This is a genomic window from Winogradskyella sp. ABM4_392, assembly GCF_056160445.1.
In genome coordinates this window covers 51544-68802 of record NZ_JBSWXE010000005.1, presented here as the reverse complement: position 1 = coordinate 68802, position 17259 = coordinate 51544, and the positions used below count along the sequence as shown (strand labels likewise).

At 34.9% G+C, this 17259-nt stretch carries 12 protein-coding genes; 5 read left to right on the top strand and 7 right to left on the bottom strand.

What is annotated here, in order from left to right; all coding sequences use genetic code 11:
* Positions 1–112: 112 nt before the first annotated feature.
* Complete coding sequence (locus tag ACXAFS_RS11860) at positions 113–6568, top strand: alpha-2-macroglobulin family protein (RefSeq protein ID WP_475307182.1); 6456 nt, start codon at positions 113–115, stop codon at positions 6566–6568.
* A gap of 243 nt (positions 6569–6811) precedes the next feature.
* Here the strand turns inward: ACXAFS_RS11860 and ACXAFS_RS11855 are convergent, their stop codons facing one another.
* From ACXAFS_RS11855 to ACXAFS_RS11830, 6 genes are all read right to left on the bottom strand, one after another.
* Positions 6812–7540, bottom strand: coding sequence for an SDR family oxidoreductase (locus ACXAFS_RS11855; protein ID WP_475307180.1), 729 nt, complete (start codon positions 7538–7540; stop codon positions 6812–6814).
* A 128-nt stretch (positions 7541–7668) separates the two neighbouring features.
* Positions 7669–8190: a DUF4136 domain-containing protein gene (locus tag ACXAFS_RS11850; protein ID WP_475307179.1), complete on the bottom strand. Its 522-nt coding sequence runs from the start codon at positions 8188–8190 to the stop codon at positions 7669–7671.
* 67 nt (positions 8191–8257) lie between these two features.
* Positions 8258–8971, bottom strand: a complete 714-nt coding sequence (locus tag ACXAFS_RS11845) for an ion transporter (protein WP_475307177.1) — start codon at positions 8969–8971, stop codon at positions 8258–8260.
* A 160-nt stretch (positions 8972–9131) separates the two neighbouring features.
* Positions 9132–10130 carry a GTPase ObgE gene (gene obgE / locus ACXAFS_RS11840; RefSeq protein WP_278006334.1) on the bottom strand — a complete coding sequence of 333 codons (999 nt, stop codon included), beginning with the start codon at positions 10128–10130 and terminating at the stop codon, positions 9132–9134.
* A gap of 23 nt (positions 10131–10153) precedes the next feature.
* On the bottom strand, positions 10154–10516 hold the full coding sequence (locus ACXAFS_RS11835) for a four helix bundle protein (protein ID WP_475307176.1): 363 nt from the start codon (positions 10514–10516) through the stop codon (positions 10154–10156).
* Positions 10517–10564: 48 nt separating this feature from the next.
* Entirely contained in the window at positions 10565–11677 is a 1113-nt protein-coding gene (locus ACXAFS_RS11830; protein WP_475307175.1) for an adenylate kinase, read from the bottom strand.
* 151 nt (positions 11678–11828) lie between these two features.
* Between ACXAFS_RS11830 and ACXAFS_RS11825 the strand changes: the two genes are divergently transcribed.
* The 4 genes from ACXAFS_RS11825 (at position 11829) to ACXAFS_RS11810 (ending at position 16488) form a co-directional block, all read left to right on the top strand.
* The gene (locus ACXAFS_RS11825) at positions 11829–12983 is read left to right on the top strand and encodes a 5-(carboxyamino)imidazole ribonucleotide synthase (RefSeq protein WP_475307173.1); all 1155 of its coding nucleotides are present in this window, start codon (positions 11829–11831) and stop codon (positions 12981–12983) included.
* Positions 12984–12985: 2 nt separating this feature from the next.
* Positions 12986–13465: a 5-(carboxyamino)imidazole ribonucleotide mutase gene (gene purE / locus ACXAFS_RS11820; protein ID WP_076620265.1), complete on the top strand. Its 480-nt coding sequence runs from the start codon at positions 12986–12988 to the stop codon at positions 13463–13465.
* A 187-nt stretch (positions 13466–13652) separates the two neighbouring features.
* Positions 13653–15683 (top strand): M3 family metallopeptidase, encoded by a 2031-nt coding sequence (locus tag ACXAFS_RS11815; protein ID WP_475307172.1) that lies wholly within the window; start codon positions 13653–13655, stop codon positions 15681–15683.
* Between the two features lie 28 nt (positions 15684–15711).
* Entirely contained in the window at positions 15712–16488 is a 777-nt protein-coding gene (locus ACXAFS_RS11810) for a hypothetical protein (protein WP_475307170.1), read from the top strand.
* Positions 16489–16493: 5 nt separating this feature from the next.
* Here ACXAFS_RS11810 and ACXAFS_RS11805 read toward each other — a convergent pair whose 3' ends face one another.
* Positions 16494–17192: a T9SS type A sorting domain-containing protein gene (locus ACXAFS_RS11805; RefSeq protein WP_475307169.1), complete on the bottom strand. Its 699-nt coding sequence runs from the start codon at positions 17190–17192 to the stop codon at positions 16494–16496.
* Between the last annotated feature and the right edge of the window lie 67 nt (positions 17193–17259).

Below are 17259 nucleotides of genomic sequence, written 5' to 3'. Positions count from 1 at the left end.
GCACATTCACTCACAAATTGTTTAACTTAACTCACCCAAATAAGAGTTTGACGTTTTATAGCTTTGTTTGGAATGCCTTTTGAAGGTATTTTGTAGAAAATTTAGATTACTCATGAAAAACTATATACCAATACTAATGCTTATTTGCTTTGCCTCTTTTTCACAAGCCCAAAATAACTTTGATAACCAATGGAAAAAAGTTACACAGTTAGAAAGTGAAGGCTTAACAAAAAGTGCGGCAGAACTTGTTGACACAATATACCAAAGTGCAAAATCTTCTAAAAACAAACAACAACAGATAAAAGCATTATTACATAAAAGCAAATACATGCTAATTCTTGAAGAAGACGCACAGCTTAATATAGTCAACCTTTTTAAATCTGAAATTGAAGACATAAAAGATATTCCTACAAAGCGACTTTTAGAAAATATGCTGGCAACGATGTATTGGCAGTACTTTCAGCAAAACAGATATAAGTTTTATAATAGATCTAAAACCGAAGATAAAGCTAGTAATGATTTCAGAACTTGGGATTTAGAAACATTATTTCACGAAATTCATGTGTATTACCAACGTTCTTTAGAGAATGGACTATTGCTCCAACAAGAGTCGTTAAAAAACTACAGTGTACTTTTGAATGAAGCCAAAAATTCTAAAACCTACAGACCTGCTTTGTTTGACTTGTTGAGCCATAATGCGCTTCAGTTTTATAAAACCAGTGAAAATAGCATTACTAAACCTGCATATCAATTTAAGATTGACGACCCATCATTTTTAGGTGATAGTGAGATCTTTATTAATTTAAAATTAAGCTCAAAAGATTCCACAAACCTAGAGCTAAATGCACTTAAGGTTTATCAGAATCTTTTAAAATTTCATCGTAATAATAAACAAAGTAAAGCCTTTGTAAATGTAGATATTGAGCGTCTAAATTTTGTTTTACAACATGCCACTTATGATAATAAAGAAGATGTATTAATTAAGACTTTAACTACTAACGCAGAAGCCTTAAAAAGCTCACCACTATCTGCACTCTACAATTACGAAATAGCAAGCCTTTATCAACAACAAGGTAATCGATACGATAATAGCAGCAACACCCTTAATAATAACGAAGCATATCGATGGAAACTTAAAGAGGCGTATGAAATAAGCAACTTAGCTTTTTCAAGATTTCCTGACAGTTATGGAGGAAAAAAATGCTTAGGTTTAATGGAACAAATTAAAACACCAAACCTTAGCCTCCAAACCGAACGGTTTGTACCCATAAATTCACCTTTTAGAATTTTAGTGTCTTATAAAAATCTCAGTGTAATTGATTTTAAGATTTATAAAATCAATCAGATTGAATTAGAAAAATACAATAACATATATGAAAATGAAGAAAAGCTAAAATTTCTAAACAAACTCAAAATTCATCAAAGATTTGTTTCAAATCTAAAGACAGAACTAGACTATCAAAACCATACAACTGAGATTTTATTGCCTAGCCTCTCTAATGGCTTATACTTAATCATGGCTGATTTGCACGATAAAACTTTTGCAACCTCACATATTCAAGTAACGGATTTAGCGCTTTTAGAGAGCATACAAAACGAGGCTATACATTATCAGCTTATTAACAGAAATAATGGTGAGCCAATTTCTGATGCTTCTATAAAAATCTCTTACACAAATAATAGAAATAAGTATTTTTCTAAAAATTTAAAAACAGATCGTTTTGGAAAATTCACTTTCAAAAAGGATGGCAATTATTACAGAAATGTAGAAATTAAAGCAGATTACAAAGACGATATAGCTTTTTTTGGCAACTATTATATTTCTAGAGCATATGTACCTCGTAAGAACAATGACACCCAACACAACGTCTTTTTATTTACAGACCGCAGCATCTACAGACCTGGACAAACAGCTTATTTTAAAGGCATTGTTACAGCTACCAAAGATGACAAAACCGAAGTGTATGCTAACGAAAAAGCGACTGTAAAATTAAAAAATGTTAATGGTGAAGTTGTAAGCGAACTAGAACTTGAGACTAACGAATTTGGTTCTGTTGCAGGCGAATTTATTTTACCTAACGAAGGTCTTACAGGAAGCTTTACAATTGAAATGGTTTGTGGTAGAAAAGGCTACACATACTTCTCTGTTGAAGAATACAAACGTCCAAAGTTTAAACCAGAATTTCAGCCAATTACTGAAACGTTTAAAGTTAATGACAGTATTACCGTAAAAGGAAAAGCGGTTGCTTTTGCAGGTAGTAATATTACAGATGCCAAGGTCGTGTATCGTGTAAAACGTCAGGTACAATATCCTACTTGGTGGTATTTGAGACGACCAGGTTATTACAGTTCTGAAGCACAAGAAATCACTTTTGGAGAAGGTACAACAAACGACAAAGGCGAATTTGAAATCACATTTAAAGCCTTACCAGACGAAAGCGTTTCTAAAGACAATCTTCCTGTTTTTAATTATGAAGTCACTGCTGATATTACAGATGTCAATGGAGAAACACGCTCTACATCAACGGTTGTTAATGTTGGCTATCATGCTATGACTTTGGAGATTTCTACTCCAGAGCAGGTAGATAAATCAAAAAAAGAGGTTGAATTAACCCTAAACTCTCAAAACCTCAACGGTGAGTTTGTACCTGCAAAAGGGACCTTAAAGGTCTTTAAACTAAAGTCACCTGATGCTATTCTGAGAGCCAGACCATGGGATGCTCCAGATTTTCAGGTAATTTCAAAGAAAGAATTTAAACGTTTATTTCCTCACGATCCATACAACGATGAGCATTTATCGACCAATTGGGATAAAGGAGAGGAAGTTTTCTCAACAGATTTCGATACTGAAAAAGAAAAAACCATCGCATTAAAGAAACTAAAAAAATGGAACTCTGGTCAGTACATTGTTATTGCAGAAAGCAAGGATAAATTTGGAGAAGACGTAAAAGCGGAAGCGTACACAAATCTATTTAGCGAAAAAGATAAAACCGTTGCAGACAATCAACTTTTTGAAGCGTCTTTAGACAAAGACAGCTACAAAGCTGGTGATGTTGCAAAACTCACCATTGGTTCAGCAGCAAAAGACATCACAGTAACTGTAGAGGTTGAAAAAGACAACAGCATCATCGTTACTCAATTGGTAAAATTGAACAACTCTAAACAAACCATTAACATTCCTGTATTAGATGGTGACTTAGGTGGTTTTGAAGTTCACACTAGTTTTGCCGCTTACAATAGTTATGTTTACCAAAGCTTTAGCGTGAATGTTCCTTATCCTAAAACAGATTTAGAGATTGAAACCACAACCTTTAGAGATAAGTTACAGCCAGGACAAGATGAAACTTGGAGTTTTAAAATCAAAGGTCCAAAGGGAGATAAAGTCTCTGCTGAGCTTTTAGCAAGCATGTACGATGCGTCTTTAGATGAATTTAGAGGACACAACTGGTACTTTAGTCCCATACATCATCCTCGATATTATAGTCGAATAAACAAAAATGGCAGACAAAGTTTTGGCACAACTAATTTTAGGTTATTTAACCGTTTTAGTTATCCAAACGCTTATCAGTATAGACATTATGATGAATTAAATTGGTATGGATTTAGTTTTGATGGCTCACATTATTATGCCCGAAAAATGTTTTTAAGAAGCAGGTATGCCAACATTCCTTCGTACTTTACTTCAAAAAAACAATCTGATATTAAAGATGGTTTTATTAAGGGTAATGTAATTACTGCTGAAGATGAAGAATCGCTTCCAGGTGCAACTATTGTTATAAAAGGAAGTAAGAGAGGAACACAAACTGATTTTGATGGCAATTTTAAACTTGAAGCTAAAAAGGGTGAGACTATTGTCATAAGTTATGTTGGAATGAAACCTTTGGAATTAATTATCACCGATGATAATTTCTACAATATTGGATTAGTAACTGATGACGCTCATTTAGACGAAGTCGTAGTTATGGGTTACAGTAAGACTACTAAAGAATCGTTTACTGGTACTGCTGCTATTGCAGATAATGATGGCGGATATGATTACATAAACGCAAATGCTAGAGTCAGTGATAGTGTATATTTTGAAGCAGACGGAAAATTTACTACTTCTGAGCTATTAGAAGACTCAGAATATTATATTAAAATGGAAAGAGCTAAATTGGTTTCAAACAAGGATGTCCAAATCCGAAAAAACCTTAACGAAACCGCTTTTTTCATCCCACAATTACAAACTGATGAAGACGGTAATGTAAGTTTTAACTTTAAAGCACCTGAAGCCTTAACCAAATGGAAATTGCAATTATTGGCACATACCAAAACTTTGGAAAGTTCGGTAAAACAACTAGAAACTGTGACTCAAAAAGAGTTGATGGTCATTCCAAATGCACCTCGCTTTTTACGAGAAGGTGACCAAATTACCATTAGTACAAAAATCGCTAATCTTACTGAGAAGGAATTATCTGGAGTTGCACAACTCATATTAACTAATCCAATTACAGGAGAAGATATTTCAAATGAGATTGTCAGGTTGAGCGCAGTCGAAACCTCTTCCATTGAGCAAAACTTCAACGTAGAAAGAGAAGGCAACACTCAGGTTTCTTGGAAATTAAGAATCCCTGAAGGCTTACAAGCTGTTCAATATAAAATTGTCGCAAAAGCTGGTGATTTTAGCGATGGTGAACAAAACGCACTACCAGTCTTATCCAACAGAATGTTAGTCACTGAAACTTTACCAATGTGGATACGTTCAAACGAAACGAAGACGTTTACTTTGGATAAACTAAAGGACAACACCTCAACAACGTTGACCAATCATAAGTTGACTTTAGAGATGACGTCTAATCCTGCATGGTATGCCGTACAGGCTTTACCATATTTAATGGAATATCCATACGATTGTAACGAGCAGACGTTTTCAAGATATTATGCTAATGCTTTAGCACAGCATATCGTGACCTCTAATCCAAAGATTGAAGCTGTGTTTAATAGCTGGAAATCTTCAGATGCATTACTTTCTAACCTTGAAAAAAATCAAGAGTTGAAATCACTTTTAATTCAAGAAACACCTTGGTTACGTGATGCGCAATCTGAAACTGAGCAGAAAAAGCGTATTGGCTTGTTATTCGACTTAAATAAAATGAATAACGAACTGAGTTCAGCTTTAAACAAATTAAAGCAAAACCAATTACCATCTGGTGCTTGGCCTTGGTTTAATGGTGGCTATGCAAATCGTTTTATCACGCAACACATTATTTCTGGGTTTGGGCATTTAAAGCAACTCAATGTCACATCGAGCGCAGTCGAGATGCAAATGATTCAAAACGCCATTCAGTACCTAGACACTGAATTCGTAAAAGAGTATAAAGACATCAGAAAATACAATAAGGATGCAGATTTAAGTAAAGACCATTTGTCTTACACACAACTTCATTATATGTATGTACGTAGTTTTTATCCTGAAGTAAAAGCTTCAAAAGAAGTGGAAAGCATAATGGACTACTATAAATCTCAGATGCAGAAGTATTGGTTAAAACGTTCATTATATGCCAAAGGTTTAATGGCCTTAACGCTTCATAGAATGAACGATGATACCACAGCAGGAAAGATTTTAAAATCACTAAAAGAAAACAGCATTACCTCAGACGAATTAGGTATGTACTGGAAAGCCAACACGAGTTCTTGGTACTGGCACCAAGCACCAATTGAAACACAGTCTCTTTTAGTTGAAGCATTTTCTGAAGTTGGTGTTGGTAGTTATGATGTCACGCTGAGCGCAGTCGAAGCGCAAAAAGAAACCACCACAATCGTTGACAACCTAAAAATCTGGTTACTCAAAAACAAACAAACCAACAAATGGGAAACTACAAAAGCAACCACAGAAGCTGTATATGCTTTATTGCTTCAAGGCAGTTCTTGGTTAGAGGTTAATGAAATGGTTGATGTAAAAGTTGGTAACGAAACTATAAACCCTTCAACATTAGATAATGTAAAAGTTGAAGCAGGAACAGGTTACTATAAAACATCGTGGACAGGTGAAGAAATTACAGCAGAACAAGCCAATGTTACTATTTCTAAAAAAGGAGATGGCATTGCTTGGGGAGCACTTTACTGGCAATATTTTGAAGATTTAGATAAAATCACTTCAGCAGAAACACCTTTAAAATTGAGTAAAAAACTCTTCTTAAAATCAAACACTGATAATGGTGAAGAAATTTCAGAAATCACAAAAGACACTAAATTGAATGTTGGTGATCTAGTTCGCGTTCGTATTGAATTACGTTCAGACAGAGATATGGAATTTGTGCATTTAAAAGATATGCGTGCTGCAGGTTTTGAACCTATCAACGTATTATCGCAATACAAATGGCAAGATGGTTTAGGCTATTACGAAAGCACAAAAGATGCAGCAACTAACTTTTTTATGGATTATTTACCAAAAGGCGTTTACGTGTTTGAATATGATTTACGCGTCAACAATGCTGGAGATATGAGTAATGGCATTAGTACAATTCAGTCGATGTATGCACCTGAGTTTAGTAGTCATAGTGAAGGAATTCGCGTTACTGTTGAATAGTTTTTCTTCTCGCTAAGGCGCTAAAGGCGCAAAGGAAAAAAACTAAAACTGTCTGGAAATTTCTGTTTTGTCAATCTGAACTTGATTCAGATTCTAAAACAATATGAAATCTATCTAATGAGATTCTGAAATAAATTCAGAATGACAGATTAACAAAGATAAAACGTCATTGCGAGGACGAAGGACGAAGCAATCTTTTTATTTGAATAGATTGCCACGCTTCGCTCGCAATGACATTAACATTTACTTACTACTCGGAGGCGTCGTTGGTCTTACTTCAATTTTACTTGGTAAGGTTCTTGGATTCATTTTTAATAAATCTACAACCAGTTCGCCTATATCTTCAATTTGAATTTTCCAAGCACCTGCCTCACTTGGTTCGTTACCATTAAAATGTGTAGACACCGAACCTGGCATTATCGTACTGACTTTGATACCGTATTTTCGCAAGTCTAACATTACTGCTTGTGTAAATCCTGTAACACCAAACTTACTAGCGTTATAAGCAGAGCCTCCTGCGAAGAAATTGGTTCCTGCCAAGCTTGAAATTGTGATGTAATAGCCTTTGCTTTCTTTTAAAGCATCAACACTTGCTTTTATAGAATTGAAAACACCTGTTAAGTTAGTATCTATAACTGCGTTCCACTGGTCTACGGTTAATTCTTCAATACTTCCGAAGTGTCCTAATCCTGCATTTGCAACTACTAAATCTAACTGACCAAAAGCGTCAAGCGTTGCTTTTACTGCTTTTTCCTGACTTTCTAGTTGTCTTACGTCGGCTTCAAGTCCGATTACTGCATTTTCTGAATTGGTTTTAGATGCTAGTTCTTTCGCCACTGCTTCTGTCGATTCTTGATTTCTTCCTGTTATGGCAACTTTAAACCCTTGGTTAAGTAATGCTTCTGCAATACCATAACCAATACCTTTAGTTCCACCTGTAATCAGTGCTACTTTACCTTCTAATATGCTCATCGTTTTTGTTTTTTTTGAATTCAACCAAAATTACAAAACCGAATGACCACGATGAAGTTTATAATGTTAGGAAAATGATAAAGTTCAAAACTTACCATAGATTCCGAATCAAGTTCAGAATAACAAAACTATTTTTTAGGAGGATACTTCGCAAAAACTTTTTCAACCAAAGCATCAAAATAGGCTTGACGTTTTTCTGGTGAAACATTTTCACGATAACTACTTTCACTAACAGCTTGCCAGAATAAGCGTTCGTTTTGTTTTTTATCTACAAAGTCAATCGTGATTTGTCGTGTACTTTGATTGCCTCCAATAGGAATTCCTACAGAGACACCACCAAAACCGCCTCCGCCTCCACCACCTGCACCAACACCAACGGTAGAGTTATTTCTGTTCATTACATCTTCACTTTGTATATCGATATAAAAATCAGGATTTTCTGAACGCGACATACCCATTGTTGCCAATTTTGCATCTATAGCGCGCATGATACGTTTGGTATCTAACTGACTTAAACCTGTTTGCATATCACTGAAATAGTCATACGTTTTGTACTGTGTAAAGTCTGTAGATGTCTCGTAATCGTAATTGACCACTGTGCCACATGACGATATTAAAAGGAACAGGAATAAGTATTTTAAATTTTTCATTTTTATTTTAAAGATACTTAAAAATAGATTCCGTATCAAGTACGGAATGACAGAAAGAAAACTTTAACTATTCTTCCTCAGCATCTGGCTCAACAACTTTAGTGAGTGAAGAAGAGATAATTCCGGTTGGAATAGCCACAATACCTAAACCTATTAAAAGTATAAAAAAGGTAAAAATTCTGCCACCAACTGTTATAGGATACACATCACCATAACCCACTGTTGTCAAAGTAACGATAGACCACCAAAGGCTATCAAAAATTGAAGAAAAATGCTCTGGTTGGGCTTCGTTTTCAAAATAGTAAATACCAATAGCCGCAAAATAAATAAGCACCAAAGTAACTCCCATGAAGAGAATTATTTGCTCTTTTGCCAATAGCATGGCTTTAGCAAAATGCCGCATCGCTCTATTGTACCTTACCAATTTTAACAGTCTAAATAATCTAAACATTCTCAACACTCTGAGAGATCTAAGATCTAAACCAAAAGACAAGTAAAAAGGCAGAATGGCGAATAAATCAATGAGCCCAAAGAAGCTAAAAATGAATTTTAACTTTCGGTCAGACACAAAAATTCTTGCTAAATACTCTAACGTAAAGACGACCACACAAAATACTTCAATAGAATTGAGAATTGCTTTGGTTTGCGGTTTTAAGTTTGGAAGTGTTTCTACTGAGAATGTAATGACAGACAACACAATTAAAAACTGAATAAACAACGCAAAACTCTTACTGAGCCTATTGTCGTTGTGTTCTACAATGTTTTTAATGGTATCTTTCATCTTCTCGTAACTAAATAATTTAGATAAAAATAGCATTATTTGTCACACTGAACTCGTTTCAGTGTCTAAATAATTAGTCTAAAAAATGAGATTCTGAAACAACACTTCGACTGCGCTCAGTGTGACGGTTCAGAATGACAAGAGATCGATTTTAGAGATATTAATTGTTTAACATTCCCCAAAGTTTGTCTTTCAATTCTGTAAGTCCTTGCTGCGCTACAGATGAAATAAACATGTACTTGCATTCCAAATCCTTATCTAAAATGGTAGACATTTCAGATTTTAATTCGTTATCGAGCATATCAGATTTTGAAATACAAACAAAACGCTCTTTATCTAACATTTCTGGATTGTAGCGTCTTAACTCATCTACTAAAATTTCGTATTGCTCAACAATATCTTTTGCATCTGCAGGAATTAAAAACAGTAAGATTGAATTACGCTCTATATGTCTTAGAAAGTAATAGCCAAGTCCTTTTCCTTCGGCTGCTCCTTCAATAATACCAGGAATATCTGCCATTACAAACGACTGAAAATCGCGATATTTCACAATACCTAAATTAGGCTTGAGCGTTGTAAACTCGTAATCTGCAATTTTTGGTTTTGCAGACGTTAACACCGACAGCAACGTTGACTTCCCTGCATTTGGAAAACCAACCAAACCAACATCTGCTAGTACTTTTAACTCTAAAGTAATATCTCTTTCTTCGAGAGGAATACCTGGTTGTGCATAACGAGGAGTCTGGTTTGTAGAACTCTTAAAATGCCAGTTACCGCGACCACCTTTACCACCTTCTGCAACGATTTTTTCTTCGCCAGCTTCTGTGATCTCAAAAAGGATGTTATTGGTTTCTGTATCTCTTATCACAGTTCCAAGCGGCACTTCGATTATAGCGTCTTCGCCATCGGCTCCTGTACTTCTACCAGAACTACCATGCTCACCATGACCTGCTCTAATGTGTCGCTTAAACTTAAGGTGCAATAGCGTCCATAGGTTTTCATTACCTCTAATAATCACGTGACCTCCACGACCACCATCACCACCATCAGGTCCACCTTTGGCTATATATTTTTCACGATGTAAATGTGCAGAGCCTTTACCTCCGTTTCCGGAAGCTACGTGCATTTTTACGTAGTCTACAAAATTTCCTTCTGTCATCTAAAGTTGAATGGTTTATTTGTTTAAGCGTTTAATTGAGATTTTCTCAACGAATTAATCTTGTTAGAAATTTTCAAAATATTACTTCTAAGATTATCATATTGAACTTCATCTATAAAGGCTAAACGTTTACAAATTTCAGTCTGACATAGAAGTTCCATTGTAGAACTAAATGCCATAGTAGAAAAATGTGCTTTATCTTTCTTTGTTATTCTTGATGTTCCTTCTGCTAAATTTGAAGAGATAGACACTGCTGATCTTTTCATTTGGCTAATTAATCCAAACTTCTCTTCTTCAGGAAATGAACTAACTGTTTTGTAAATCAATTCAACCAAATCAATTGAGTCTTGCCAAACAGTTAATTTCTCAAATGAATGTTGATACATGTTGAACTCGTTTCGATTAAACCAATAAACAGTTAAACGAATAAACTTCTATAACTTATCAATCACAGCACTTAAACGCTCTGTGATATCTTCAATACTACCTACTCCATCAACACCATAATATTTGTCTTGCGCAGAATAGTAATCCTTTAGTATTGCTGTTTTATCGTAGTATTCCTTAATACGGTTTCTGATGATGCTTTCATCGGCATCGTCCGCTCTTCCACTAGTTTCACCACGCTTTAATAAACGTTCTACCAATACCTCATCATCAACTTCTAAGGCTACCATTGCATTAATTTGAGAATCTTTACTATCCATTAAATCATCTAAGGCCTTGGCCTGTGCATTTGTTCTTGGAAAACCATCAAAAATAAAACCGTTAGCATCGGCATTTTTTTCAACCTCTTTGTTTAACATATCAATTGTTACTTGATCTGGTACCAGCTCACCTTTGTCCATGTAAGACTTGGCTAACATACCTAAGGCAGTTTCGTTTTTAATGTTGTATCTAAAAACATCTCCTGTAGAGATATGCACTAGATCATATTTTTCTTTTAAGAAGTTTGCTTGTGTTCCTTTTCCTGCACCTGGAGGGCCAAATAGCACGATGTTTGTCATGTGTTGTGTTGTTTTTAATTGGTATACATCTGGCAAATCTCTTCCCAAACCATCGTAGTCTAATCCATAACCTACAATGAATTTATTCGGAATTTCTTTACCTACATAATGAAGTTTAAAGTCTTTGTCATAAGCTTCAGGCTTGTAAAACAATGTCGCAATAAGAAGCTGCTTAACGTTTTCGTTCTTAAAAATGCGATGCACCTCTTCGAGCGTGTTGCCTGAGTCTATAATATCTTCTAAAATAACAACCGTTCTGCCTGTTAAATCTTGCGTTAACCCAATAAGTCTCTGAATGTCTTCGGTAGATTTAACACCTTCGTAAGACGCTAATTTTATAAACGTAACTTCACAAGGGTTTGGATATTTTTTCACGAAGTCACTCACAAACATAAACGACCCATTCATAATCCCAACAAACACCGGAATTTCGTCACCTATATCTGCAGCAATTTCGTTCACCATACGTTGAACTACAACATCAATTTCATCTGAATTTACAAAAGGTTTGAAATATAAATCGTGAAGCTTGACAACCATGGTATTATTTTAGAAATGCAAAGATAATGAATTGATTGCCGATTGCCGATTTTTTGAATTACGAATTTAACAGTATCTGCTATAATTAGCTTATTTTTGCATTGAATTAATGTTGAATCTTAAAAATTTCCCATGTATTCGGGAAGTAAACATGAACTACTTTTCTTCAAACTTTAAACTCGGCATTCTTGGTGGTGGACAATTAGGCAAAATGATTTTGTATCATACGCGCAAATACGACATACAAACTTGCGTTTTAGATCCTAGCAAAGACGCACCTGCAAGACTGGCTTGTGATGAATTTTCGGTTGGCGATTTATTAGATTATGAAACGGTTGTTAACTTCGGAAAACAAGTTGATATCCTTACTATTGAAATAGAAAACGTAAACGTTGAAGCTCTGGAAACGCTTGAAAAGCAAGGCGTAAAAGTTTACCCTTCTGCAAAGACGTTACGTACCATTCAAAATAAAGCAAATCAAAAATTATTTTATCGCGACCACGACATCCCAACGGCTGATTTTTCGAGATTTGCACATACATCCGAAATTGAAGATGCTGTAGATAATGGTGGATTAGATTATCCTTTCGTTTGGAAAAGTGCACGGTTTGGATATGATGGGCAAGGTGTAAAAGTTGTAAGACGCTACACGGATTTAATAGATTTACCAAATGTTGAATGTATAGCAGAGGATTTAATTCCGTTTAAAAATGAATTGGCGGTCATTGTTGCTAGAAACAGTAAAGGTCATTTAAAAACATATCCAGTGGTTGAGATGGAGTTTCATCCTGAAGCCAATCAAGTTGAGTATGTAATTTGTCCGGCAAGAATTCCGGATAACATTGCAAAAAAGGCCGAACTCGTGGCCTTAAAAGCTGCAGCAGCTTTTGAGCATGTTGGACTTTTGGCTGTAGAAATGTTTCAAACTGAAAATGATGATATTATTGTAAACGAAGTTGCACCAAGACCTCATAACTCTGGTCATTACAGCATAGAAGCGAGTTATACAGACCAGTTTGAGCAGCATTTAAGATGTATTTTAGGACTTCCGCTAGGTAATACAGACAGTAAAGTAGCAGGTGTTATGGTGAATTTGGTTGGTGCTGAGGACCACACAGGAAATGTACTTTACAAAAACATTGAAGACATTATGGCAATGGATGGCGTAACACCACACATTTACGGTAAAAAACAAACACGTCCTTTCCGTAAAATGGGTCATGTTACCATTGTAAATAAAGACATCAACAAAGCAAGAGAAATTGCCGAAAACGTAAAACGAACTATAGAAGTAATAAGCGAATAACCATGAGCAAAGTAGGAGTAATAATGGGAAGTAAAAGCGATTTGCCAGTAATGCAAGACGCTATAGATATATTAAAAGGATTTGATATCGAAGTAGAAGTTGATATCGTATCTGCACATCGCACACCAGAGAAATTATTCGATTATAGTAAAAATGCACATACTAGAGGTATTAAAGTAATTGTTGCAGGTGCTGGAGGTGCAGCGCATTTACCAGGTATGGTAGCTTCATTATCACCTTTGCCTGTTATAGGAGTTCCTGTAAAAAGCAGTAATTCTATAGACGGTTGGGATTCTGTCTTATCTATATTACAAATGCCAGGTGGTGTTCCTGTAGCTACGGTAGCACTAAATGGAGCTAAAAATGCAGGCATCTTAGCGGCTCAAATTTTAGGCAGTTCTGACCAGTGTATTCTAGACAAGGTAATCGTTTACAAAGAAGGCTTAAAGGCTAAGGTTATTGAGTCTGCAAAAGACCTATAAAAAAGCCTCAACTTCCGTCAAGGCTTTTTTTGCTATTAACCAATCCTTAAGAACAAAAAAGTTCTTGTTCGTCAAAGATGGCGCAAAGGTAATTAAACTTATTCAACTGATAAACACCAACATCATAAAATAGCGTTAAAATTCACATTATCAACAATATACGTAAGAAAAATTAGACGATTAGACAATGACTATTCTAAATAAAACTTTTGATACTCAGCATAATACCGCTCCATTCTCAAAAATAAAAAATGAAGATTTTCTTCCAGCGTTTAAAACAGCTATTGAGAACGCTAAAAATGAGATTGATGCAATTGTAAATAATACTGAATCACCAACTTTTGAAAACACTATTGAGGCTCTAGATTATTCGGGAGAACAATTAGATAGAATCTCTAGTATTTTCTTCAATTTAAATTCTGCTGAAACTAATGATGAAATTCAAAAAATTGCTCAAGAAGTTTCGCCTTTATTATCTGAATTTAGTAACGATATTACATTGAATGAAGATTTGTTCAAACGTGTAAAGGCTGTTTACGATTCTAAAAATGGCTTAGAATTAACAACAGAACAAGAAACGCTTCTGGATAAAAAATATAAAAGTTTCTCGAGAAATGGTGCTAATTTATCTGAAGACAAAAAAGAAAAATTACGTGCTATTGACAAAGAATTAAGTCAGCTAAAACTAAAATTTGGTGAGCACATTTTAGCAGAAACCAATAAATTTGAAATGCTTCTTACTGACGAATCTGATCTTTCTGGTTTACCAGAAGGAGCAAAAGAAGCAGCAAAACAATTAGCTGAAAGCAAAGGTAAAGATGGCTGGCTAATCACTTTAGATTATCCTAGTTACATCCCTTTTATGACTTATGCTGATAATCGCGAACTACGCGAAAAATTATCCAAAACTTTTGGCAGCAAAGGATTTCATAATGACGACTTAGACAACCAGGATATTGTTTTAAAGATTGCTAATCTTCGTTTTGAGCGCGCTAAACTTTTAGGCTATAAAACCCATGCTCATTTTGTTTTAGAAGAGCGCATGGCAGAAACACCTGAGAAAGTCAATGCTTTTTTAAATGAGTTATTGGATAAAGCAAAACCAGCGGCACAAGAAGAGTTTGAAAAACTTGAGGGTTTTGCCAAAGAATTAGACGGTATCGATCAGTTACAAAAATGGGATTCGGCTTACTATTCTGAAAAATTGAAACAAAAATTATTCGATTTGGATGACGAAAAATTAAAGCCTTATTTCAAATTAGAAAATGTGATTAATGGTGCATTTACTGTTGCCAATAAATTATTCGGACTTCAGTTTGAAGAAATTAATACTATCGATAAATATCATGAAGATGTTTTAACTTATAAAGTTACAGACAGTGAAGGCGAATTGGTTTCTATATTTTATGCCGACTTTTTCCCAAGATCCGGAAAGCGTAATGGTGCATGGATGACCTCTTACAAGCCACAAATGATAAAAAATGGTGTTAACGAGAGACCTCACGTATCTATCGTTTGTAATTTCACCAAGCCAACAAAGAGCAAGCCTTCTTTATTAACCTTTAATGAAGTTACGACTTTGTTTCACGAATTTGGGCATGCGCTTCATGGCATGTTAGCCAACACCACCTACCCTAGCCTTTCTGGCACAAGCGTGTATTGGGACTTTGTAGAATTACCAAGCCAGGTTTTAGAAAATTGGTGTTACGAAGAAGAATCTCTAAAACTCTTTGCTACGCATTACGAAACCGGAGAAGTAATTCCGATGGATCTTGTTGAAAAGATAAAGGCATCATCAACCTTCCATGAAGGTATGCAAACCTTACGTCAGCTAAGTTTTGGTATACTAGACATGAGCTGGCATAGTATAGACCCAACAGCAATTACAAATGTAAAAGCGCATGAAGTTGAAGCTTTTGGTGCGACAAAACTTTATCCTGATGTTGAAGAGAACTGTATGAGTACTGCTTTTGCACACATCTTTCAAGGAGGCTACTCTTCTGGTTACTACAGCTACAAATGGGCAGAAGTTTTAGATGCAGATGCGTTTGAATATTTTAAACAAGAAGGCATTTTTAATAAAACGGTTGCCGATAAATTTAAAGCATTTGTATTGTCCCAAGGTGGTACTGAAAACCCAATGACATTATACAAAAAGTTTAGAGGGCAAGAACCTCAACCTGAAGCGTTGTTACGACGTGCTGGTTTGATAAAATAAGTACAAACTTAATTCGTTTTAGTACTGCATGAAGTTTCTAAAACTTATAGGACACATCTTATTTATAGCACTCTTAACCATACTAACCCAAGTCGGAGGATTACTATGGTTAATGAGTGTTTTTATTGCCGTAAAACTTCAAAAAAAGAAACGGTATATTTTTCCCATTGTATACCTTGTTTGCAATCTCATTATTGTTCCAATTGTAGCTCCTTATTTTGGAAGAACAAAACTCCCTGTAATAAAAAGTGCACTTAAGCCTCAAAACCATATCTATCCGTTATTGTTTAGAAATTATGTAGACAATGAACTTTATGATGTCTTACAACAATCAAACATAGATTTAGCTCACTTAGGCATTAAAACAATCTACTTAGATGCTAATTTCCCTTTTATAAATGGGTTTCCACTATTTCCTCATCTTAGTCATAATGATGGGAAGAAAATAGATATCGCATTTATGTATTTAGAAAACAACAACAAAACAGACGAAAAACCTTCTTTTATGGGTTATGGAGCTTTTGTAGATGACGTAAATCCTACGTCCAATCAGTGTAAAAAACAAGGCTATTGGCAATACGACTTAACAAAATACTTATCTCCTGACAAAAGTGATGCATTCCAATTAGATAAAGAAAACACTAAAACGCTTATTCAAGGGTTGCTTTACAGAAATAAAAACTCAAAAATTTTCATAGAACCTTATCTAAAAAAAGAATTAGGACTAAGCAAATATGACAATATCAGATTTCATGGATGCCAAGCCGTAAGGCATGACGACCATATACATTTTGAAATAAAATAACTAAGCTAATATTTCAGCATTTTGACGGTTCGGCTATAACTACCAGAACTAATTTTTACAAGATAAACACCTGTATTTCTTAACTGGAGATCGTGAGTGGTTTGAGAAGTAATGTTTAAAGTTTTATCAATTACTTTTTTACCAAGCACATCATAAACTGCGATCTCATATTGTGCAGCACTGTTAAAGGTAATTGTTCCATTTCCAACGCTTACGTCATTAGTCTTATTAAACGACTCAATTGATAAAAGCGCCGAACCAAAACCATAATCGCTACCTCTTAAATCTGCTGATTGACGTGACTGATCAGAGTTGGTGATTAAAAAATACCAATCAAAAACTTCAGTACCAGAAGGAATTGTAGCTGTGTTTAACATTGGTTCTTCTAGATAATTCCTCGTTGCAGGATTAAAAGTCGCCACATAATATCCTAAACCAGAATCATAAGTTAAAGGAATCAATGTTGCAACATTTGTAAAATCATCATGATAATCCCAAGTTAATGGATCTGCATCGGTTTGTAAACCTGTATATAAGTACAAATTAGGATCACTTAAAGGGTCAAAAACAGAATAGTCTCCTAATTCACCATATTTAAAGGTAATGGTGCCAGAATTTATATCACATGGATTTGGAACAAGCTCTATTTGGGCTTGGCTTATTCCGAACATAAGTAACGTTAGATATAGTAGTTTTGTTTTCATATTTAAGGCTATTTTAATCTAAGATAATAAATTCTTAATAAAATAAACTTTCAATAATTATTGAAAG